This window comes from Bacillus sp. PS108 (genome assembly GCF_037963335.1).
GTDB lineage: Bacteria > Bacillota > Bacilli > Bacillales > Bacillaceae > Bacillus > Bacillus subtilis.
Map to the genome: position 1 here is coordinate 3481755 of NZ_CP150155.1, position 22174 is coordinate 3503928.

Sequence of the window (22174 nt, forward strand, 5' to 3'; positions counted from 1 at the left end):
TTTTTCAGTATATTTTTACCGTGATCAAAATAAAAATCTCCCACTCATTGTTTGAATAGGAGATTTTTATGTTAGACATCTTTCACAGGCTTCTTTTTTCTATAAGTCAATGTTACATCCTGCTGTCGCAGGTCTTCAATTATCATTTTGTATCGATCAACTTTTGCAGTATGTTCTTCTTTTATCATCTCAAGGGCGGCTTTTCGTTTTTCACTTTTAGACTCAAGCTCTTTTTTTATTTTTTTTACAATCAATCCTTTTTGCCCTTTGATTTCCTCTTTTAATGAAGACTCAAATTTCTTTGTCAGGCTGAGAAAGTCGTTGATCGGTTGATTGAGGGTGCCCGCTTTCCCCTTCATTTCATCTTGGGTAAGAAACATATAGGTCATTGATACAATTTCTGTTTCACTTTCTGAAAATAAGGAAGTCACTCTTCATATTCCTCCTAAGGCTGAAAATCAAATAACTGAGAAATCATTTCTTCTTTTTCAAACAGCTTTTCAATACTCTCGCGGATATTTTTGATAAAATCTCTTTTTTCTGTTGTCTGTTTTTTTAATTCAGCAACAATTCCATCATTAGCAGGAAGCGCACCTGTGTGGAATGATTCATGAACTGAGATTTTCTCCAATTTATCGAATGTGTGGCTGAAACCAGCTGCAAGCCGGAATTGAAGATCGAAGGCATAATTCGAAGGGTTTTCTTCCATATGATGAATAGCCGTGATGATTGCCTGCTTTTTGTCTATGAAGTCTTCATCGATTTCCTGACTGTAAACCTTCTGGTACTTAGAAATCGCATCTTCCATATCTTCAACGATTTTCATACCGTTTTGATAGATTCTGACAGCGGATGAGAGATTGACTTGAATCGTTTCTCCCGAGCCGCTCTTCCCTGTAAAATAAATATCGGAGCCTTTATAGCTGAAGCCTTTTTCCTTTGACAAGGCGTTGAGCATTTGAACGATGCTGTGGCCGTCGACGATAAGTTTTAGTGCGTCTTTTGTTTCTGTGTCGAGTGTTTTCAATGAGGACAGAATTGATTTTACGTAGTCCACTATTTCACCAACGTCTTTTAAAGCTTGCATAAATTGGCCATGCTTTAGATGGTCTATGAAATGTTCGTACCGTAATTCTATGCCTCGCATACTCGCATTAATATTCGTTAATTCTTTTTTGATCACTTTCTTTTGCGTTTCATCAATATACCCATTTTCAGCTAACTGATCTACGACCGGTCCGCTGTTTCTCAACAAGGTATGAAGAAAACCTAAAAACGACGGCAGTTCCTCTTTTATTCGGCCATACATTTGCTTAACATCATCAAAATGCTCATATAGGACACTTACTTTCTTTAAAGCGCCGTCTGTGTTTTTCACTCTTTCAATCAGGTCTATGTCTATCCCGCTGGCTGCCTTTATAAAACCGTTCAAGCCGTCTTTTTCATAGTCATCCTTATATTTTTGAAGGAATTTTTGAATTGACCTCACATCTTCGTCAGGAACCCCATCCATAATGTTGCGGATGCCTTTTACACTTGTATTTGTATCTGCCATCTTCACATCACCGAATGTAATGAAATCGGCCTTGCCGCTGACTCCATACAGCGGGTCATCTTTTGAGATGCGTTGGATGATGTTTGCTGTTACGCCTTTGTCTTCATAATATTTTTGGATTTCTTTTTTTAGCTTATCTGGTGGGATATCATTTATATCTTTTAAGCGTCTAATATGAAATTTATGCATTAGCCTATCTCTCAAATTCAAATCAGTTGCTAGCAGGTGGTCAACGCTTATTTGAGCTCCGTTAACCCCATAAACCTCATCAAATTCTCCGTCAATTAATTGAACCATCACCTGATTATTATTTGCCAGTGAGTGGCCCATAGCAAAGGTCTTTAAATCATGAGAATTCTCTGTTTCTCTTTTGGCATTTCTTACAAACTCTTTTGTCGCTTGGTACTGGCTGTCATCTATCCCTAAAAAGAGACCAAAGAAATTGTATGACCAGTCTTCGTTATCAGCACTCCCCTCTGAAATAATATGAAGTTGATTAACGTGTTGTTTATCATCCTTAATATAAATAGCTGTACCATCATATCCGGACTCTCTTATTGATGTATCTATTTTCGAATTTTTTTTAATAAGTTCATTAGATGTGTATATTTCCAGATTTTTTGGAAGATCTCGATGTGTTTCTTCTTTGTATATTCGACGCACCTCGACTTCAAAATCTGTTTTAGCTCTCTTTATTTCACTTTCAATATTAGAAGCAAATTTTTCTTTATAATCGTACTCCAAGTCAATTAAACGCAGCTTTACATTTTCATTTTCAAATATATTCTTATTTTCCATTTTCTCTATTTCTCCTTTTTAACTTTTAAAAAGGTAATAGAATCAATTATTTTTCGAACTTTTTTTTCTGCTTCTTCTTTCTTTAATGAACAAACCTCTTTACCCTTATAGCAAGAAAAACGAAAAGAATACTCTATTCCTAAATATTCCTCTTTTCTAGATTTAACATAACCAAAAAATCTATAAGAAAAATTATTCTTTTCATCCACATCATCAAAACTGCTTTTCTTTTGAGCAGAATATACAATTTTATCAGATAGCTCTCTTTCTTCGTATTTTCCTTTATAGCTATTTCTGCCGCTTACAATGTCAAGCATTGTATCCTTGTCATTCGCAAAACTTTTTTCTTGATGATAATCTAATTGCCCGTCATATTGAATGTTAGTTTTTTTATTGAAACTATCAAATACTATTGTTTCCTCATTTTCACCTTTACTTGAAAGATCAGGTACATACTCCCCATCCTCCGGAAACAACATCCTAAACCCTTTCAGCTTAGATTCAAGCAAATAATACCCTGGCTCCTCTTCTTTCGTTGACACCATGTACTCTCTCGTTTTTTCATCTTGAAACGCCGGAACTTGCGGCAGGTCTTTTGGATCCATGTCTTTTGGTTTTACGGCTTCTGTTTTATTGTCATTTGTGGTGTTTTTATCATTGTCTTGCATACTGCATCCTCCTGTCAGGGCAAGTAATAAGCTAAAGCAAATACATATGATCTTTTTCATTACGAACCTCCACGGGTTTTGTGAGAATAGAATTCTATTTTCATACCGAAAATAATCCTATTGACCTGGTTAATACGTGATTATTTTATCCTTTTCTATGTTACATCATGGTGGAATTTGGATAAATAGGAAATCCGTCTTGGTTTTGATCTCCTTTCACTAACAAATCAAGCAAAACACCACAAACACATCAAAATACCTATTTCTTTTTTCATAAAATCGTTTATCATACGGCTCTTACTTAACCTCTTCATCTTTATAGTAGGTGAATCGAAACGAATACTCTATTTCCCTTAATTCTCTATAAGAAAAACTATTCTTTCCCTCTATATCATCAAAAGCCTTTTTCTTTGAGCAGATATCTCTCTTTCTTCGTATTTTCCTTTACATATCGCCAAAGGTAGTAGAGTTTATTATTTTTTTAACTTTTTCTTCATTGTCTTTCGGGTTTTGTTTACATGTATTTGCATTGGCGGAGCAGCTAAACATAAAAGAATATTCCATCCCTAAATAATCTTGTTTTTTCGATTTTATATAACCAAGGAAGATATAAGATGGTGTCTCTTCTTTGTCAAAGTTTTCTTGTCTTGAGGCAAAGTAAATATCTTTATCCTTCGTTTCTAATTTCTCAAAATCACCTTTGTATTCATTTTTACCGCTAATAATATCCAACATATTCTCCGGTTCGTTTATAAACGATTCATTTTGATAAAACTTAACTGAAGCATTCATTACTATATTCGTTTTTTTATTAAAACTATCAAAAAATAGTGACTCGTTTGTCTTTGAAGTTTCTGAGTCGGAATACTCCGCATCCTCCGGAAACAACATCCTAAACCCTTGCAGCTTAGATTCAAGCAAATAATACCCCGGCTGCTCTTCTTTCGTTGACACCATGTACTCTCTCGTTTTCTCGTCCTGAAACGCCGGAACCTGCGGCAGGTCTTTTGGATCCATGTCTTTTGGTTTTACGGCTTCTGTTTTATTGTATTTTGTGGTGTATTTATCACTGACGCTCATACTGCATCCGCCTGTCAGGGCAAGTAATAAGCTGAAGCAAAGCAAGATGGTCTTTTTCACGACGAACCTCCAATAGGTTTAACTAATCAATATTACTGATCCAATTGAAAAGTGATTCTGTGTAAACTTTTCTTTATAGTCATACTCTGAGTTAATTATAAAGAGCTTTATATTTTCGTTCATGAAAACATTCTTATTGTCCATCTCTACTCCTCTTCTTATAAAAGATAATAGAATGAATGAGAGTATCAGTTCTTTCTCTTGCTTGATCTCCATTCAAAGCACAGGGTTGATCAACCTTTTTACAACGAACTATAAAAGAATATACTATTCCCAAGTACTCTTCATCACTAGATTTTATATATCCAAAATAACGAAAGGAATAATTGTATTTACGATCACTGTTTTTAAAAGTGCTTTTTTTTGATGCAGTATATACTATTTTCCCGTCAGTTTTTTCTTTCTTAAATTCACCTTTGTAACCATTCTCATTACTAATTTGGCGCAACATTGTCTCTGGATTATTAATAAAAGAAGATTTGTTATAGTAGCTAATTTGTGCATCTAAGAGTATATTTGATTTTTCATTATAGCTTTGAAATCCTATCGATTCGCTATTCTTTCCATTTGATGTGGAATAATTAGGAAGATACTCGCCATCCTCCGGAAACAACATCCTAAACCCTTTCAGCCTAGACTCCAGCAAATAATACCCCGGCTCCTCTTCCTTCGTTGACACCATGTACTCTCTCGTCTTCTCATCTTGAAATGCCAGAACTTGCGGCAGGTCTTTTGGATCCATATCTTTTGGTTTTAAGGCTTCTGTGTTATTGTCTTTTGTGTTGTTTTTTTCATTGGTGTTCATACTGCATCCGCCTGTCAGAGTAAGTAATAAGCAGAAGCAAAGCAAGATGATTTTTTTCATGACAAACCTCCACGCGTTTAACTGATAGATTGTTACAACATGATTATTTAGTTCTATCCGTATTACAATATAGAATCATACTGAAAAAAGACCGCCGCGTTCTATCGGCAGTCTTGACCAGACATGATTGTTACTCTCTTTTCGAATAAAATACTCTGGATATAAACAGGCCAATGACTCCTAACAAGATGAATAAGACCGCTCTCCAAACAATGTCAATCGAAGCAGAATCTATTAAAATTATTTTGGCAAGTGTAATGAATAAAAAGATCAGCCCAATTCGGTTCCATGTCTTGTCTTTGGTTGCGTAATAAACAGCATACATCACAATGACAAATATAAACCATGACAGGGATACTCCTACGTTTACTGATACGCCGTCAATCCTATCCGACATCCATATGGATAATTTGCTGAAGAATACAAGCAGCAGTAATGAAACAGCGGACGAAACAACAGTTGTGACTTGTTTATAATGTATTTTCTTCGAATACAGATAGCCGCCAAAAAGTGAGCTGATCAGCAGCAGCCAAGAGACAATGCTGAGAACGTGTAATGAACGTGCCGGGTATTGTATGAGGCCGCAGGCTGCCTGTAATAATACAATCACTCCGGCAATGCCGATCAACCAGCTTTTTTTGCGGTATGACACGTAACACATCATGATTCCTTGTAAGGTGAATATGATGTACAGCAAGATCACATTTTCAGATAATGCATCCGCTGCCAATACATTAAAATAAATCATAGAAATGAGAAAAAACGTATGTTTGATTTCGGCAAATTCTTTACTTTTCCATAAGCTTAACAACAGGTAAAACACAAATGCAGCAGTATAAAAGACGTATAAGACTGTATCGTTTTTCATGTACAGGACAACCCCTGTGATGAAAACGACAAGAGCTCCGATTGTAACAGCTGTAAGATAGACAGCTTTTTTAAATTGGCTGTTCGATCGTAAGGCTGATAGAATCGTAATCGCCTGCTGTAGGATAAATACAGCAAGTGTCCAACCCGTCACCTGCGCATCTGTAAATGATAAGAAAGCAAAAATCGCTAATATGAAAGCATAGTTAGCTATATTCCATGCTACGCTGTACTTTTGTTTAACTGTCTCATATATTAAGCCTGCGAAAACCAATGACTCATATACATAAAAGATGTATTCATTTCCTTGTTTCCCGCCAAATAAAAAAGGATACAAGTAAACACCTGCGACGATAATCGCAATCAGTGTTTGTGATCGGTATTTCCTTGATATGTACACACCGCCCGCAACGCCTGCAGCAAGAAGGATCATTGTAAGCGGCGTCGGTATAATCTGGTACAGCATGTTACCCGCAAACAAAGAAACAATATAGACAATATTACTGCCCGCCAATAATGAACTGCCCAATACACTGGCATTTTTCTTATGTGACCTGCTACCGAGAACATATAGCACAATAGAGACAATAAGTCCTGCCCCTACCCTCATATATGCGTTGATCCAGCCTTTTTCTGCAGCTGCCACAAATGCCCAAATCATACCAAGAAGAAAAACAAAAATAAAGATCTTCGGAAGCCAATTTCCCGCCATGTTTTCTAAAGTACGGTTCTCTTTTCGCGGAGCCGGCGTCTTTTGTGGAACTTCGGTTTCCTTGTTGATTTTTGGGTGCTCATCCGTTTTGACTACTGTTTGTTCTTTCTTGCCAGCAGCGAGATTTGCGATCTCCCTTTTGACACTTTCCAGTTCTTGTTCTAAACGTCCAACTCTTTTGTTCAGTTCATCAATTTTTTCGTTCACCATTCTCTCCTCATTTTTCGAATAATTAGCAGCCGCTTTTTCATACTATGTCTTTTCCTCACTATCCTGACCGGTTTGTATAAAATAATCCTAAAGACCTGATATCCATTTGAGATTTTCATTCTAAGTCATGTTACATCATGGGAAATTTTTGTTAAATAGGAAATTCGATTGGTTTTTTTATTTCTTCTATTAGGACAAGACAAATGGTTCAGCTGAAACAAATACATAAAAAAGGAGCTGACATATGAGCAGCTCCAATCCTTTTATTTCTCAGAATGGCGTTTTTTCAATACGTCAAGCACATCATCCAGCGGCAAGGCTTGTTCTCTGAGCAGGACAAGCAGGTGATACAGCAGGTCTGCCGCTTCCCATTTGAGTTCCTCATGATCCCGGTTTTTCGCGGCGATGATGACTTCGGATGCTTCTTCTCCGACTTTTTTCAAAATCTTATCGACGCCTTCACGGAAGAGGTACGTGGTGTAAGCTCCTTCAGGCATTTCCGCTTGGCGTTCCGCGATCACCCGCTCCAGTTCGTTCATGATGCCGAATCGGCCCGCGGCCTGTTCTTCTGCTTGTTCCTTTGTAAAACAGCTGTAGCTGCCAGTGTGGCATGCCGGGCCTGACGGTTCTACGAGTACGAGCAGCGCGTCTTGATCGCAGTCATACCGGATACCTTTGACGGCTTGCGTGTTCCCTGAGGTTTCTCCTTTATGCCATAACGCTTGGCGTGAGCGGCTGTAAAACCATGTTTCCTTCGTTTCCAGCGTTTTTTCGTACGATTCCTTGTTCATATACGCAAGGGTCAGCACTTCTTTGCTTGCCGCATCCTGCACGATGGCAGGAATTAATCCGTCCTCGTTAAAACGCAGTTCATCTGCCTGTTTCATCTCACATTCACCCCGTACTCTTTCAAGTATGATTTCACTTCTTTAATCGATGTTTCTTTATAATGAAAAATTGAGGCGGCCAGCGCGGCGTCGGCTTCTCCTTTTGTAAAAGCCTCAAGCATATGCTGTGCGTTTCCCGCGCCTCCCGAGGCGATAACAGGGACGGGGACAGCTTCGGAAACAAGCTTTGTCAGCGTGTGGTCGAAGCCTTTTTTCTCACCGTCGGAGTCCATGCTTGTCAGCAATATTTCTCCTGCCCCGCGTTTGACGCCTTCTTTTGCCCACGCGGTGACCTCCCAATCTGTTTTCTTTCTGCCGCCGTGCGTGTAGACCTTATATGTGTCAGATTCTTTGTCGTACTTGGCATCAATGGCAAGTACGATGCATTGAGAACCGAAAAACTCGGCTCCTTCTGTAATCAGCTCAGGGCGGAGAACAGCTGCCGTGTTCACCGACACTTTGTCCGCTCCGGCACGCAGTATCGTTTTCATATCGCTGAGCTGATTGATGCCGCCGCCGACTGTAAACGGAATGGCAAGCTTCGCGGCAACCTGCTCCACAACGTCAACCATCGTCTTTCGTCCTTCGTGCGAGGCGGAGATATCAAGAAAAACAAGTTCATCCGCACCTTCCCGGTCGTACACTTCGGCGAGTTCAACTGGGTCACCGGCATCCTTCAATTCGAGAAATTGAATTCCTTTGACAACGCGTCCTTCTTTGACATCAAGGCATGGGATAATCCGTTTTGTGATCATTTGCGCTTCACCCTTTCAAGCGCCTCACTCAGCGTAAACTGATTGGTATACAGCGCTTTTCCGATGATCGCTCCAGAGACGCCGTCCGCCTCATTGCGGGCGAGAGCTTCGAGATCCGCGACGGAGCTGACTCCGCCGGAAGCGATCACCGATTTCCCCGTTTCCTTAGCAAGCTCGACCGTGCTTTTAACATTGGGGCCTGACAGCATTCCATCTGTCGCGATGTCAGTAAAAATAAAGACTTCCGCACCTTCATTGGCTAGCTCTTTGCCCAGTTCAGTTGCCTTAAGGGTTGATGTTTCAAGCCATCCCTCTGTTGAAACAAAACCGTTTCTCGCATCCAGTCCGATTGCAATTTTCTCGCCATATTGTTTCAGCATTTTTTTGACAAACGGAGGGTTAGAAACTGCTGAGCTTCCCAGGATCACCCGATCGACTCCTGCTGATAAATATTCATAGACGTCTTTTTCGGAACGGATCCCGCCACCGATTTCGACTTTCAGGTTCAGCTTTTGCGCAATCTCAATCACATGGCGGTCATTCACTCTTTTCCCTTCTTTGGCCCCGTCGAGATCAACGAGATGGATCCATTCGGCACCCTCTTTCGCAAATAACTCAGCCATGTCGTACGGTGAATCGCCATATATCGTTTCCTTATTGTAATCCCCTTGAACAAGGCGGACACATTTGCCGTTTCTCATATCAATTGCCGGATATAATGTAAAAGCACTCATTTTTTCACCTTCTGTTCTGCTGCCATTTTCGTAAATTGAGTTAAAATAGACATTCCGACTGTGCTGCTTTTTTCCGGATGAAATTGGGCGCCGAAGACGTTTCTTTTTCCGACTACAGCAGGCACTCGTACACCATAATCGGCGCTTGCCAGAAGCGCGTTCTCCTCCATCCCGTCAATGTAATAGGAATGAACGAAGTAAGCGTAGCCTTGTTCTGTTTTAGTCAGCAGCGGAGATTCATTATGAAAAGAAAGACGATTCCAGCCCATATGCGGAACCTTCAGCTTGTTTCCTTTTTCATCTTCTGCTTTCAGCCTGACTGCTTTTCCTTTTAACAGCCCGAGTCCTGAAGCGGTGCCGTTTTCTTCGCTTTCTTCAAATAAAAGCTGCATGCCGAGGCAGATCCCTAGAAGCAGTCTTCCCTCTGAGACCATATCGTGAATCAATTGATCAAGCTTCGTGTAGCGCAAATTGTCCATCGCGTCTCCAAATGAACCAACTCCCGGCAAAATGAAGGCATCAGCTTCTTTCAGCTCCTCCGGCTTTTCAGAAACAAAATACGGCACGCCGACACGTTCAAGCGCCTTTGAGACACTGTATAAATTCCCCATTCCGTAATCTATCACGCCGATCATTTACAGCATCCCTTTCGTTGACGGTATTCCTTTAACTCGCGGATCGATCGTTGTCGCTTCATCAAGCGCACGTCCCAGTGCTTTAAAAACGGCTTCAATCATGTGGTGGGTGTTTGTGCCATAATGAACGATGACGTGCAGGTTCATTCGAGCTTCGAGCGCCAGCTTCCACAAAAATTCATGTACAAGCTCCGTATCGAAAGTTCCGACTTTAGCAGCCGGGAAATCAGCGCGCATTTCTAAGTGCGGCCGGTTGCTTAAATCAATCACAACTTGAGCAAGTGCCTCATCCATCGGCACAAACGCCGATCCGTAGCGTTTGATTCCTTTTTTATCGCCCAACGCTTTGAGCAGCGCCTGCCCTAAGCAGATGCCGATATCTTCAGTCGTGTGGTGATCATCTATATCAACATCGCCTTTTGCGTTAATGGAAAGATCGAATTGGCCGTGTTTCGTGAATAAATCCAACATATGTGTCATAAACGGCACATCTGTTTTGATATCCGCTTGTCCCCCGCCGTCTATTGTAAATGCCAGTTCAATATCTGTTTCGTTTGTTTTCCTGACGCGTTCCGCTTTTCTCATTTAGAAATCCTCCGTTCTCTCGCTTCAATTGATCTGGCATGGGCTTCTAACCCTTCCAGTCTGGCAAAAGCCGCGATGCTTTCGGCATGTTCTTCAAAGGCTGATTGACTGTAAGAAATAATGCTCGATTTCTTTTGAAAATCAGTTACGTTTAATGGACTTGAAAATCTGGCTGTTCCGTTTGTCGGAAGCACATGGTTCGGTCCGGCAAAATAATCACCGACAGGCTCAGGGCTGTATCTGCCTAAGAAAATTGCACCCGCATGTTTGATACTGCCAAGCAAAGCTTCCGGAGACTGTGTTATGATTTCTAAATGCTCTGGCGCGAGTGTATTGACAGTATTAATCGCTTCCACCATTGTTTCCGCCACATATATACAACCGTAATCTCTCACTGAAGCTTCCGCTATTTCTCTTCGCGGCAAGGTTTTCAGCTGCTTACTCACCTCGGCTGAAACCGCCTCGGCCAGCGCCATGGAATCTGTGACAAACACACATGAGCTGAGCTTATCGTGTTCCGCCTGTGACAGCAGATCGGCTGCAATTTCGCTCGGAATCGCTGTTTCATCAGCCAGCACGACGATTTCACTAGGTCCGGCAATCATATCGATATCGACATCGCCGAACACTTCTCGTTTGGCAAGCGCGACATAAATGTTGCCCGGACCCGTGATTTTATCCACCGGTTCAATGGTTTCTGTTCCGTATGCTAACGCCGCAATCGCCTGAGCGCCGCCCATTTTGTAAATATCTTTTATGCCCAGCTCGGCTGCAGCAACCAAAACTCCAGGAGACAGCAGACCGTCTTTTTCCGGAGGCGTGACGAGAACGATTCTTTCAACGCCCGCTACGAGCGCCGGAATCACATTCATCAAAACAGATGAAGGGTATGCGGCCGTTCCCCCCGGCACATATACACCGGCGGAATCCAGCGCCGTCACTTTCTGCCCCAGCATTGTGCCGTCCTTTCTGTGATAAAACCAGGAGGATTGCAGCTGTCTTTCGTGATATTCCCTAATATTTTCGATTGCCTGCCTAATCACCTGAAGAAGACGTGAATCCAGTGAGGTGTATGCCTCCTCAAATTCTTCTTTTGTGACCAGCGGACTGTCTATTTCGATGCCGTCAAATTTCGCCGTGTAGCTGCGAACCGCCTGATCACCGTTTGCTTTAACATCTTCTATAATGGACCGGACCGTCTTTCTTTGCTCTTCCGTTCCGGCATCGATGGAACGCTTGAGAGAAAGCCGTTCCGCTCCGCTGATGGTTTTGATCTTCATTTTGCCGTCTCTCCTTCCACAACGAGAGATAGGCGGGATGCCATTTCGTCAATCACATCGTCTTTCATGCGATAGCTTACCGGGTTGACAATAAAGCGAGAGGTAATGTCACAAATGTGCTCCGTTTCAACAAGCCCATTTTCTTTCAGCGTCTGTCCTGTGGAAACAATGTCCACTATCCGATCTGCAAGCCCAATGAGCGGAGCCAGTTCAATTGAACCGTTGAGCTTAATAATCTCGACTTGTTCTCCCTGCTCTCTGAAATAACTGGAAGCCACATTCGGATACTTTGTCGCGATTCTTGGCGCTACTCCGCTCCAGTCTGTATTCGGAAGTCCGGCGACAGCTAAGTGGCACTTGCTGATTTTTAAATCCAGTACCTCATACACGTCGCGTTCCTCCTCCAGCATGACATCCTTGCCCGCAATTCCGACGTCTGCCACGCCATGCTCCACATACGTAGTTACGTCCATCGGCTTCGCTAATATGAAACGAAGATTTTCCTCCGGCACATCGATGATCAGTTTTCTCGAATCTTCAAACTCCTCAGGGAGCCTGTAGCCTGCCTGCCTCAGCAGCCCTGCCGCTTCTTCAAATATCCGGCCCTTTGGCATCGCCATTGTGAGTAACTTACCCATTTTGCTCTTCCTTTCTGGCACCGATAAAATAAGTGACGTTTACAAAAGATTTTGTCATCTGGTCGATATTTTCTATTCCCGATAAATCTTGAAGAACCACTTTGTTCCCTTTCATGCGTTCTTCATTCGCATAAGCGATGGCTTGCGCCCGCTGCTCTTTGCTGAAAATAACAGCGTCTATATCACAAGGTTCTTCTTTCATATGAAGGGCTTCAATCAGCCGGTCGATCCGAAGCCCGAAGCCTGTTGCCGGTGCAGGTGAATCAAAATGGCCCAGCAGCTTGTTGTAACGGCCGCCGCTTCCAATGACAAAACCGACATTCTCGGCGAACACTTCAAATAAAATCCCTGTGTAATAGCTCATGTGGCTGACCATATTCAGATCCAGGCGGACATTTTCCGTACATCCGTAATCCTCAAGAATGCCCCACAGCGCCTTCAGCTCATCAACCACGCTTTTTCCTTGCGCAGAATCGACGATTTCCTCGGCACGTCCGCATACTTCTATGCCGCCCCGCAATTCGAGGAGCTCAAGCAGTCTGCTTTTATCAATGGAGGAAAGCGGGAGAGACTTGACATGCTCTCTGTAGCCGACGTAGTTCTTTTCATATAAGAACCTCCGCAGCACATCAGCTCGTTCAACGTTTCCGAGCACCTCAACAAACAAAGCATCCGCAATGCCGGCATGGCCGATGGCAATTTTAAAGGATGCCAGCCCAGCGTTTTTTAATGCCCCGACGACTAAAGCAATGACCTCCGCATCCGCGCTCGTCGTGCCGTCACCGATTAACTCCACTCCGACCTGCTCGAACTCAGCCGGACGTCCGCCTTCACGCTCCTGAGCCCTGAATACATTTGCCGCATAGCCGACTCTTAGCGGATGACCGTGTTTCAGAAGCTTCGATGCCGCTACCCTTGCAATCGGCCCCGTCATATCCGGGCGAAGCACCAATGTCTTGCCGTCCTGATCAAGTAGCTTAAACAGCTGCTGCTCTTCAATTGCTGACTGGACGCCAACGGTATCGTAAAACTCCAGTGTCGGCGTTTCCATAAATTGATATCCCCATTTATCAATCAAATCGGTTAACGATCGTCTCACCTTTTTTTTCGTTTCGTATAAACCGGGCAGTGTATCTCTCATGCCGTGCGGTTTTTCAAACATAAACATCAACCCGAGCACCTCCGCTGTTATCTTATGAAGGAAAATTCCGAATCCTTTAGTTCGCTAATATGATAATATGTTAGCAGATGAAAGAATGAAAATCAACGCTTAACTTCAGTAAGGATATTTTTAGTTCAAATATCCTTCTCCTCATTATGAAAAAATCATGAATAATGTATTAAAGGTACGTAATATCTCAAATTCTTTATGTTTGGCATGCTATAATACAAATCAAATAGAGAACAAGGAGATAAAGATGAAAACACTGCGAACTCTATGTGTCCTGATGATTCTTTCAGGCGTTATTTTTTTCGGACTTAAAATAGATGCAAAAGATATAGATATTCCTTTTTTGAACAGCCTTAAAAAAGTGGTTTCTGATAGCGATACAGACTCAGCTACGAATAGCAAAAAGGAGCTGAAGGGAAGCGCAAAACCGCTGGATGTCATCCTTTACAATCAAATGGACGCACCCCGGCTCTATAACGGCTGTGAAGTAACAAGCCTTGCAATGGTGCTGAATTACGCGGGATACGACGTGACAAAAAACACCCTGGCAAATCAGGTTGCCACAGTGCCTTTGACATACAGCAGCGGATTAAAGGGTGATCCGAATGACGGATTTGTCGGGGATATGGCGAATGGCCCTGGTCTCGGTGTCTACCATCGACCGATCTATCAGCTGGCGAAAACCTATGCAGGAGACAAAGTGTTTGACCTGACTGGAAAAAGCATTTCTGCTGTTTATGAACAGCTTGAAAAAGGCAATCCAGTTTGGGTTATTACGACAGCCAACTTTACGCCAGTTGACAACATGCAGACATGGAAAACGCCAAACGGAACGATAGAGATTACGTACAGCGAACACAGCGTCGCCGTTACGGGATATGATGATAAATATGTGTATCTCAATGATCCGTATGGCTATAAAAACAGAAAAACCGATAGAACAAGCTTTGAAAAAGCGTGGAAACAAATGGGCAGCCAGGCCGTGGTTATTCAAAAGTAAACACCTGAAAGCCGCACTATGCTCTATCCTGAGCAAATACGACAATATTCATGCTTTTTGTTTCAATCGGTAAGATCGATTCATTTTCCATTTATCATCCAAAATTGTCTTTACTTTCAGGCTGTCTGTTTTTATGATTAAAGCAGATTCAGCCTTGCCCCGATCTATGTGAGAGAAGCCGGTGCAAGTCGCTGACGCTTCTCTTGCAAAAAATGAAAGATATCCGGGGAGGATTTATCATTGAAAAAATTCGTGTCTATCCTATTTATGTTCGGTTTGGTTATGGGGTTCAGCCAGTTTCAATCATCAACCGCTTTTGCAGCAGACAAAGTGGTGCACGAAACAATTATCGTACCAAAAAATACAACATATGACGGGAAAGGACAGCGGTTTGTGGCAGGGAAAGAATTAGGCGACGGAAGCCAGTCAGAAAACCAAGACCCTGTTTTTCGTGTGGAGGATGGTGCAACCCTGAAAAATGTGGTGCTTGGCGCCCCTGCCGCTGATGGCGTACACACTTATGGAAACGTTAACATTCAGAATGTGAAATGGGAAGATGTTGGTGAGGATGCGTTAACGGTGAAGAAGGAAGGAAAAGTGACGATCGACGGCGGTTCTGCTCAAAAAGCGTCAGATAAGATATTCCAAATCAATAAAGCCAGTACATTCACAGTGAAAAACTTCACGGCAGACAATGGCGGAAAGTTCATAAGACAGCTTGGCGGTTCAACCTTCCACGTTGATGTGATCATCGATAAGTGCACCATCACAAACATGAAGGAAGCGATATTCCGGACGGACAGCAAAACAAGCACGGTCAGAATGACAAATACACGCTACTCTAATGTCGGTCAAAAATGGATTGGTGTTCAGCATATTTACGAAAACAACAACACTCAATTTTAACAAAAAAAGTCCGCTGATGTTATTCAGCGGACTTTTTCAATCTTTCTTGCATTTCTTCCTTCGTATAGATGATCCTCATCGGATTTCCGCCGACAAATGCCCCGTCAGGCACATCCTTATGGACAAGCGTTCCGGCGGACACAACTGCGCCATCTCCTATTTTCACCCCGGGCAGAATGGTCGTGTTGGCACCAATCATCACTTCGTCCCCGATCAGAACTGTGCCGATCCGGTATTCGTGAATCAAATACTCATGGGCCAGAATGGTCGTATTGTACCCGATGATTGTATTTGTTCCGACTAAGATCTTTTCCGGAAACATGATATCTGGCATCACCATGAGGGCAAAGGATGTCTGTTTTCCAACCTTCATCCGCAGAAATGTACGGTACAGCCAGTTTTTCATCCCTATAAACGGCGTATATCTCGCAATTTGAATGACAATGAAATTTTTGACGACCTTTAAAAAAGGTACCGTTTGATAGACATGCCACAGTGAGTTGGCCCCCGAGACCGGATGACGATCTGTTTTTCTCACAGATTACTTCACTCCAACGATTTGTAATAGATCACTCATTTTCTCAAGCATAAAATCCGGCTCATGCTTCGCCAGCATTTCCGGCCCTTTAATCGTCCATGCGACTCCTGCCGTTTTTGTACCGGCGTTTTTGCCTGCCAGCACATCGTGGTAATTATCTCCGACCATAATGGCTTCCTCGGACTTGCTTCCTAACTGTTTCAGCGCTAACAGCACAGGCTCGGGATCAGGCTTTGCATTCGTCACATCATCAAGGGTGACAACTGTTTCAAAGAATTCGCCGATTCCCGTGAGCTTGAGGCCCATATTGACAGTATCTCTTAATTTTGTTGTCACAATTCCTAATGTAAAGCCGGCTTTTTTTAATGCATCCAGGGTCTCATATACCGTTTCATATTCAGTCACGAGTGAATCATGCATGTCATGATTGTACGCTCTGTACATAGCGATCATATCCTCGCATTTATCAGGGTCCATCGAAGAGAACGTATCAAAAAGAGACGGCCCGATAAATGCAAGGACATCTTCTCGTTTATACTTGCTCGGATAATAATGCTCCAGTGTATGCAAAAAGGACGCGATAATTAATTCATTCGTATTAATAAGCGTTCCGTCTAAATCAAACAGAATCGTCGTTACTTGTTTGTCACTCATATTGCTTCCTTTCCAACCGCTGAGGGTTTCCACTTTTTCCATGTATGCGCAATAGCCATTGTCAGCAGAACTGCTGTGGTGACACGAATCAAAAGAAGCGGCCAGACCGGTATGCCAAGCGGAATAAAGACAAGTGTATCTTCCACGACCGCGTGGCAGGCAACGAGAAATATAAATGCCAATGTCATGTCCCGCTTGCTCACGCCGTCATCCTCGACAGCTTTGATCATGACACCCGCTCCGTAGGCCAGACCAATTGTCAGTCCCGCCACCATTGTCATAGACGTATTTTTATTCATGCCAAGCAGCTGCGTAAACGGAGACAGCCACCTGGAGAACCGATGCAGCCAGCCTAAATCTCTTAAAAACTGGATGATAATCATCAGCGGGATGACAATTGCCGCCAGCTGCAAAACACCAAGTCCGGCTTTCGTTAATGCTTCTGCCAACATTCCTAGCCAGCTGTCTGGCGCCGCGCTCTTCGCAGCGATAAAACCGTACTGCGCCGTTTCCTTTCCGCCATGCCAAATGAGGTTGATGACGATGGCTGACACAGCGGCCAAACCGATGCGCACGGCCAATATGACGCCAATTCTGATACCAACCTTTGCGGCAACTGTCGATTCGATAATCAAGTTATGACAGAAAGAAAGCATAACAGCTAAAATAAAGACTTCTTTCACAGATAAATCCAATGTTAAAATCCCGGCAATTCCCGCATACAGATTCAGCATATTTCCCAGTACAAGCGGAATGGCCGCTTCACCAGAAAGCCCGAAGAGACCCATTACCGGTGTAATCAGCCGTACAAGCCAATCCATGACAGGGGTATGCTGAAGCAAAGTGACCAATAGCGTTACCGGGAAAATCACTTTACCCAGCGTCCATGTTGTTTGAAAACCTGCTGCAAGACCGGCCAGAAAGATCTTCTTCATCCCTCATCCCCCTTTGTTGACGTCTACTCCGCGTACCGCTCCTTCGAATATCCCTTGACGCGTCTGAAGATGATGGCTGCCACAGCCAAAACAATCAATACGATTGAAATCACCTGAGCGATGCGAAGTGAATCAGTCAGCATTAAGCTGTCAGTCCGCATTCCTTCAATAAAGTATCTTCCGATTGAATACCAAATGATATAGATCAAGAACATCTCGCCTCTACGCAAATTCGCTCTGCGCAGCAGCAGTAAAACAATGACGCCGACAAAGCTCCATAGTGATTCATATAAAAAAGTAGGATGATAATATTGCCCATTGATATACATTTGATTGATGATAAATTCAGGCAGGTGCAGGTTTTCTAAAAAGGCTCTGCTGACAGCCTCGCCGTGCGCTTCCTGATTCATGAAGTTCCCCCAGCGGCCGATCGCCTGGCCGAGCAAAATGCTGGGCGCGGCAATATCCGCAAGCTTCCAGAACGAAAGGTTTTTCACTCTCGAAAACACATAACCCGTTAAAATGGCGCCGATTAATCCGCCATGAATGGCAATGCCGCCCTTCCAAATCTTAATGATTTCTCCCGGATGTGCCGCATAATAGTCCCATTCAAAGGCAACGTAATAAATTCGTGCGCAAATAATCGCAATTGGAATGGCAAACAGGACAAGATCAATAAACGTATCTTTCTGCAGCCCCCGTTTTTCACTTTCCCTCATCGCAATCCACAGCCCGAGCAAAGCACCGAGACCGATAATGATTCCGTACCAATGGACGGCTAACGGCCCCAGCTGAAATGCTATCGGATTGAGTGGTTCTATCGCTTCATTCATTTAACGCCAACTCCTATTCTTCTTGTTCACCGTCTTCAATGACGTCCGCCAGCTTGTTGGTAAATTGTTCAGCGGCATTCAGCCCCATCCGCTTCAATCTGAAGTTCATTGCTGCCACTTCGATGATGACTGCAAGATTTCGGCCTGGGCGGACGGGAATCGTCAGTTTTGTAATTTCTGTATCAATGATTTTCATGGTCTCTTCCTCAAGTCCGAGCCGGTCGTATTGCTTGCCCTGCTCCCAGAGTTCAAGATTCATGACAATCGTGATTCGTTTATTGCTTCTGACCGCGCCAGCGCCAAATAGCGTCATCACATTGATAATGCCAAGGCCCCTGATTTCAAGGAGATGCTCAATTAATTCCGGAGCGTTTCCGACAAGGGTATCCTGATCCTCCTGCCGAATTTCAACGCAATCATCGGCAACAAGGCGATGCCCTCTTTTCACAAGCTCCAGCGCTGTTTCACTTTTCCCGACGCCGCTTTTTCCTGTGATCAGCACGCCGACACCATATATATCGACAAGAACGCCATGAATTGCTGTGGTAGGCGCCAGCCTGCTCTCAAGGAAGTTGGTTAAACGGCTTGACAGTCTTGTCGTTTTCAGCGGCGATCTGAGGACAGGCACCCCATTTTTCTCGGAGGCGTCAATCAGCTCCTGCGGGATGGGCATATCTCTAGAAAGAATAATAGCTGGTGTTACATCAGTGCACAGAGAATCCATTCGCTGTTTTTTATCCTCTTCCGGAAGCTGTTCAAAGAAAGAAAGCTCTGTTTTTCCGAGAAGCTGCACGCGCTCTCTCGGGTAATATGTAAAATATCCGGCAATTTCAATGCCTGGTCTTGATAGGTCACTCATTGTAATCGGGCGGTTAATTCCTTCTTCTCCGCTGATTAATTCCAAATTGAACTGTTCCATTACGTCTTTTGTGCGAACCTTTGCCACGATATGTTCCTCCTGTTCCGGGCTGCCCCGAGCTTGCTCACAATACTTTCATTTTATCACTTTCAGGCTTGAACCTAAAACAGATTTTATAAAAGGCGGGAAAACACCTCAGCTGGTCTAGATCACTAGTCTGAAAAAGAGTAAAATAAAGGTATTCAAATTCCAGAAAGGCGGATCATCTATGGCAGAGAGTCTTCTTATCAAAGACATTGCGATCGTGACAGAAAATGAAGTAATCAAAAACGGCTATGTCGGAATCAATGACGGAAAAATCAGCACAGTCTCAACAGAACGGCCCAAGGAGCCATATTCAAAAGAGATTCAAGCACCTGCGAATTCCGTTTTGCTTCCCGGCATGATTGACATTCATATCCACGGCGGCTATGGCGCAGATACGATGGATGCAAGCTTTTCTGCGCTCGACATCATGTCGTCAAGACTTCCCGAAGAAGGCACGACGAGCTTTTTAGCCACAACGATTACCCAAGAGCATGGGAACATTTCTCAAGCTTTGGTGAACGCAAGAGAGTGGAAAGCGGCTGAAGAGTCCTCTTTATTAGGTGCAGAACTGCTCGGCATTCATTTAGAGGGCCCCTTTGTTTCGCCTAAAAGAGCCGGAGCGCAGCCAAAGGAGTGGATTAGGCCTTCGGATGTTGCGCTTTTCAAAAAGTGGCAGCAGGAGGCGGGCGGACTGATCAAAATTGTTACACTTGCGCCGGAGGAGGATCAGCATTTTGAACTGATCCGCCATTTGAAAGACGAATCGATTATCGCATCCATGGGGCACACGGATGCCGATTCCGCATTGCTGTCGGATGCCGCAAAAGCAGGGGCGAGCCATATGACCCATCTGTACAACGCGATGAGCCCGTTTCATCACCGAGAGCCCGGAGTGATCGGAACGGCGCTGGCCCATGATGGGTTTGTGACAGAGCTTATCGCCGATGGCATTCACTCCCACCCTTTAGCTGCAAAGCTTGCTTTTTTGGCGAAAGGCAGCAGCAAGCTCATTTTAATTACCGATTCCATGAGGGCAAAAGGCCTGAAAGACGGCGTATATGAGTTCGGCGGCCAAAGTGTGACGGTAAGAGGACGAACAGCTCTTCTTTCAGACGGAACCCTTGCCGGTTCGATCCTCAAAATGAACGAAGGCGCACGGCATATGCGTGAGTTTACAAATTGCTCTTGGACGGATATAGCTAATATAACTTCTGCAAACGCGGCCAAACAGCTGGGCATCTTTGACCGAAAAGGCAGTGTGACTGTGGGAAAAGATGCAGATTTGGTGATTGTCAGCAGTGATTGCGAGGTGATTCTCACCATTTGCCGCGGAAACATTGCATTTATATCCAAGGAGGCTGACCAGATATGAAAGTAATGGAATGTCAAACGTATGAAGAGCTAAGCCAAAAAGCAGCCAGAATAACGGCAGATACAATCAAAGAAAAACCTGATGCCGTTCTCGGGTTAGCGACGGGCGGCACACCGGAAGGCACGTATCGCGAGCTGATCCGCCTGCACCAAACTGAGAATCTCTCATTTCAAAACGTCACTACAGTTAATTTGGATGAGTACGCCAGACTTTCAAGCAATGACCCGAACAGCTATCACTTCTATATGAATGACCGTTTATTTCAGCATATCGACAGCAAGCCTAGCCGGCATTTTATTCCGAATGGAAATGCAGACGATTTGGAAGCCGAATGCAGACGGTTTGAACAGCTAGTCGAGTCCCTCGGCGGCACTGACATTCAGCTTCTCGGCATCGGCCGAAACGGACACATCGGCTTTAACGAACCGGGAACCTCTTTCAAGTCGCGAACTCATGTTGTGACATTAAATGAGCAAACCCGCCAAGCGAATGCCAGATATTTTCCTTCTATAGACAGCGTGCCGAAAAAAGCACTGACAATGGGAATTCAAACGATACTCTCAAGCAAGCGCATTCTGCTGCTCATTTCTGGAAAAAGCAAAGCGGAAGCTGTTCGTAAGCTGTTAGAAGGAAATATCAGCGAAGATTTTCCCGCATCTGCTTTGCACCTGCATTCCGATGTTACGGTTTTGATTGATCGTGAAGCCGCGTCATTAAGACCTTGAAAGGAACATGCTGACTTATGAATATCAATAAACAATCGCCTATTCCGATTTACTATCAGATTATGGAGCAATTAAAAACCCAAATTAAGAACGGAGAGCTGCAGCCGGATATGCCTCTTCCTTCTGAGCGCGAATATGCCGAACAATTCGGGATCAGCCGGATGACAGTTCGCCAGGCGCTTTCTAATTTAGTTAATGAAGGCTTGCTCTATCGCCTGAAAGGGCGGGGCACCTTTGTCAGCAAGCCAAAAATGGAACAAGCACTTCAAGGGCTGACAAGCTTTACCGAGGATATGAAAAGCCGCGGGATGACACCGGGCAGCAGGCTCATTGATTATCAGCTTATTGATTCAACTGAGGAACTCGCGGCTATATTAGGCTGCGGGCACCCCTCCTCTATCCATAAAATCACTCGGGTGCGGCTGGCAAATGATATTCCGATGGCGATTGAGTCCTCACATATTCCGTTTGAGCTTGCGGGTGAATTGAACGAATCGCATTTTCAGTCGTCGATCTATGATCATATTGAAAGGTACAATAGCATACCGATTTCCCGTGCAAAACAGGAGCTTGAGCCAAGCGCTGCCACCACGGAAGAAGCGAACATTCTTGGTATTCAAAAGGGAGCGCCAGTCCTATTAATTAAACGAACAACATATCTGCAGAACGGAACTGCTTTTGAGCATGCAAAATCCGTATACAGAGGCGACCGTTATACATTTGTCCACTATATGGATCGTCTTTCATAAAAAAAGCCTCCAACCC

24 protein-coding genes are annotated in these 22174 nt (G+C 43.7%); 5 read left to right on the forward strand and 19 right to left on the reverse strand.

What is annotated here, in order from left to right; translation table 11 throughout:
- Positions 1-71 precede the first annotated feature (71 nt).
- The 14 genes from NSQ16_RS18095 to NSQ16_RS18160 form a co-directional block, all read right to left on the reverse strand.
- Positions 72-431: a hypothetical protein gene (locus NSQ16_RS18095; RefSeq protein ID WP_128473308.1), complete on the reverse strand. Its 360-nt coding sequence runs from the start codon at positions 429-431 to the stop codon at positions 72-74.
- A 14-nt stretch (positions 432-445) separates the two neighbouring features.
- The gene (locus NSQ16_RS18100) at positions 446-2353 is read right to left on the reverse strand and encodes a DUF6792 domain-containing protein (RefSeq protein WP_327836436.1); all 1908 of its coding nucleotides are present in this window, start codon (positions 2351-2353) and stop codon (positions 446-448) included.
- A gap of 5 nt (positions 2354-2358) precedes the next feature.
- Complete coding sequence (locus NSQ16_RS18105; protein WP_230488633.1) at positions 2359-3081, reverse strand: lipoprotein YvcA; 723 nt, start codon at positions 3079-3081, stop codon at positions 2359-2361.
- A gap of 384 nt (positions 3082-3465) precedes the next feature.
- Entirely contained in the window at positions 3466-4161 is a 696-nt protein-coding gene (locus NSQ16_RS18110) for a lipoprotein YvcA (protein WP_131228146.1), read from the reverse strand.
- A gap of 133 nt (positions 4162-4294) precedes the next feature.
- The gene (locus tag NSQ16_RS18115; protein WP_131228147.1) at positions 4295-5026 is read right to left on the reverse strand and encodes a lipoprotein YvcA; all 732 of its coding nucleotides are present in this window, start codon (positions 5024-5026) and stop codon (positions 4295-4297) included.
- Between the two features lie 130 nt (positions 5027-5156).
- Positions 5157-6815 carry a DUF2339 domain-containing protein gene (locus tag NSQ16_RS18120; protein WP_116315810.1) on the reverse strand — a complete coding sequence of 553 codons (1659 nt, stop codon included), beginning with the start codon at positions 6813-6815 and terminating at the stop codon, positions 5157-5159.
- Positions 6816-7078: 263 nt separating this feature from the next.
- On the reverse strand, positions 7079-7702 hold the full coding sequence (hisIE, locus tag NSQ16_RS18125; protein WP_043858756.1) for a bifunctional phosphoribosyl-AMP cyclohydrolase/phosphoribosyl-ATP diphosphatase HisIE: 624 nt from the start codon (positions 7700-7702) through the stop codon (positions 7079-7081).
- On the reverse strand, positions 7699-8457 hold the full coding sequence (hisF, locus tag NSQ16_RS18130) for an imidazole glycerol phosphate synthase subunit HisF (RefSeq protein ID WP_003244585.1): 759 nt from the start codon (positions 8455-8457) through the stop codon (positions 7699-7701). Before hisF ends, hisIE begins: the two co-directional genes overlap by 4 nt.
- Positions 8454-9191, reverse strand: a complete 738-nt coding sequence (hisA, locus tag NSQ16_RS18135; protein ID WP_015251141.1) for a 1-(5-phosphoribosyl)-5-[(5-phosphoribosylamino)methylideneamino]imidazole-4-carboxamide isomerase — start codon at positions 9189-9191, stop codon at positions 8454-8456. Before hisA ends, hisF begins: the two co-directional genes overlap by 4 nt.
- Positions 9188-9826 (reverse strand): imidazole glycerol phosphate synthase subunit HisH, encoded by a 639-nt coding sequence (gene hisH, locus NSQ16_RS18140; protein ID WP_015251140.1) that lies wholly within the window; start codon positions 9824-9826, stop codon positions 9188-9190. The genes hisA and hisH overlap by 4 nt, the downstream gene beginning before the upstream one ends.
- Positions 9827-10411: an imidazoleglycerol-phosphate dehydratase HisB gene (gene hisB / locus NSQ16_RS18145; protein WP_015714780.1), complete on the reverse strand. Its 585-nt coding sequence runs from the start codon at positions 10409-10411 to the stop codon at positions 9827-9829.
- On the reverse strand, positions 10408-11691 hold the full coding sequence (gene hisD / locus NSQ16_RS18150; RefSeq protein WP_003228115.1) for a histidinol dehydrogenase: 1284 nt from the start codon (positions 11689-11691) through the stop codon (positions 10408-10410). The genes hisB and hisD overlap by 4 nt, the downstream gene beginning before the upstream one ends.
- The gene (hisG, locus tag NSQ16_RS18155) at positions 11688-12329 is read right to left on the reverse strand and encodes an ATP phosphoribosyltransferase (protein ID WP_015251138.1); all 642 of its coding nucleotides are present in this window, start codon (positions 12327-12329) and stop codon (positions 11688-11690) included. The genes hisD and hisG overlap by 4 nt, the downstream gene beginning before the upstream one ends.
- A complete protein-coding gene (locus NSQ16_RS18160; protein ID WP_003228111.1) occupies positions 12322-13497 on the reverse strand; it encodes an ATP phosphoribosyltransferase regulatory subunit in 1176 nt (391 codons plus the stop codon). The genes hisG and NSQ16_RS18160 overlap by 8 nt, the downstream gene beginning before the upstream one ends.
- A 250-nt stretch (positions 13498-13747) precedes the next feature.
- On the opposite strand from NSQ16_RS18160, the gene NSQ16_RS18165 reads away from it, so the two are divergent.
- Positions 13748-14500 (forward strand): C39 family peptidase, encoded by a 753-nt coding sequence (locus NSQ16_RS18165; RefSeq protein ID WP_032677015.1) that lies wholly within the window; start codon positions 13748-13750, stop codon positions 14498-14500.
- Positions 14501-14740: 240 nt separating this feature from the next.
- On the forward strand, positions 14741-15406 hold the full coding sequence (pelC, locus tag NSQ16_RS18170; protein WP_015251135.1) for a pectate/pectin lyase PelC: 666 nt from the start codon (positions 14741-14743) through the stop codon (positions 15404-15406).
- Between the two features lie 19 nt (positions 15407-15425).
- Here pelC and hprF read toward each other — a convergent pair whose 3' ends face one another.
- The 5 genes from hprF to hprK are packed head-to-tail and all read right to left on the reverse strand — an operon-like array spanning position 15426 to position 19312.
- Positions 15426-15944, reverse strand: a complete 519-nt coding sequence (hprF, locus tag NSQ16_RS18175; protein ID WP_046381361.1) for a heptaprenylglyceryl phosphate O-acetyltransferase — start codon at positions 15942-15944, stop codon at positions 15426-15428.
- Between the two features lie 3 nt (positions 15945-15947).
- On the reverse strand, positions 15948-16598 hold the full coding sequence (ppaX, locus tag NSQ16_RS18180; protein WP_015251133.1) for a pyrophosphatase PpaX: 651 nt from the start codon (positions 16596-16598) through the stop codon (positions 15948-15950).
- Positions 16595-17533, reverse strand: a complete 939-nt coding sequence (locus tag NSQ16_RS18185; protein WP_017695286.1) for a nucleoside recognition domain-containing protein — start codon at positions 17531-17533, stop codon at positions 16595-16597. Before NSQ16_RS18185 ends, ppaX begins: the two co-directional genes overlap by 4 nt.
- A gap of 23 nt (positions 17534-17556) precedes the next feature.
- Positions 17557-18366, reverse strand: coding sequence for a prolipoprotein diacylglyceryl transferase (gene lgt, locus NSQ16_RS18190; protein ID WP_003242661.1), 810 nt, complete (start codon positions 18364-18366; stop codon positions 17557-17559).
- A 13-nt stretch (positions 18367-18379) separates the two neighbouring features.
- A complete protein-coding gene (hprK, locus tag NSQ16_RS18195; RefSeq protein WP_017695287.1) occupies positions 18380-19312 on the reverse strand; it encodes an HPr(Ser) kinase/phosphatase in 933 nt (310 codons plus the stop codon).
- Positions 19313-19493: 181 nt separating this feature from the next.
- Here hprK and nagA point away from each other — a divergent pair, with 181 nt between their 5' ends.
- Genes nagA through nagR form a run of 3 tightly spaced genes read left to right on the forward strand, consistent with a single transcriptional unit; the run spans position 19494 to position 22158 of the window.
- A complete protein-coding gene (gene nagA / locus NSQ16_RS18200; RefSeq protein ID WP_017695288.1) occupies positions 19494-20684 on the forward strand; it encodes an N-acetylglucosamine-6-phosphate deacetylase in 1191 nt (396 codons plus the stop codon).
- Positions 20681-21409, forward strand: coding sequence for a glucosamine-6-phosphate deaminase (gene nagB, locus NSQ16_RS18205; protein ID WP_227058259.1), 729 nt, complete (start codon positions 20681-20683; stop codon positions 21407-21409). The genes nagA and nagB overlap by 4 nt, the downstream gene beginning before the upstream one ends.
- Positions 21410-21426: 17 nt before the next feature.
- Positions 21427-22158, forward strand: coding sequence for an N-acetylglucosamine utilization transcriptional regulator NagR (nagR, locus tag NSQ16_RS18210; protein ID WP_003228089.1), 732 nt, complete (start codon positions 21427-21429; stop codon positions 22156-22158).
- The last annotated feature ends 16 nt before the right edge of the window (positions 22159-22174 follow it).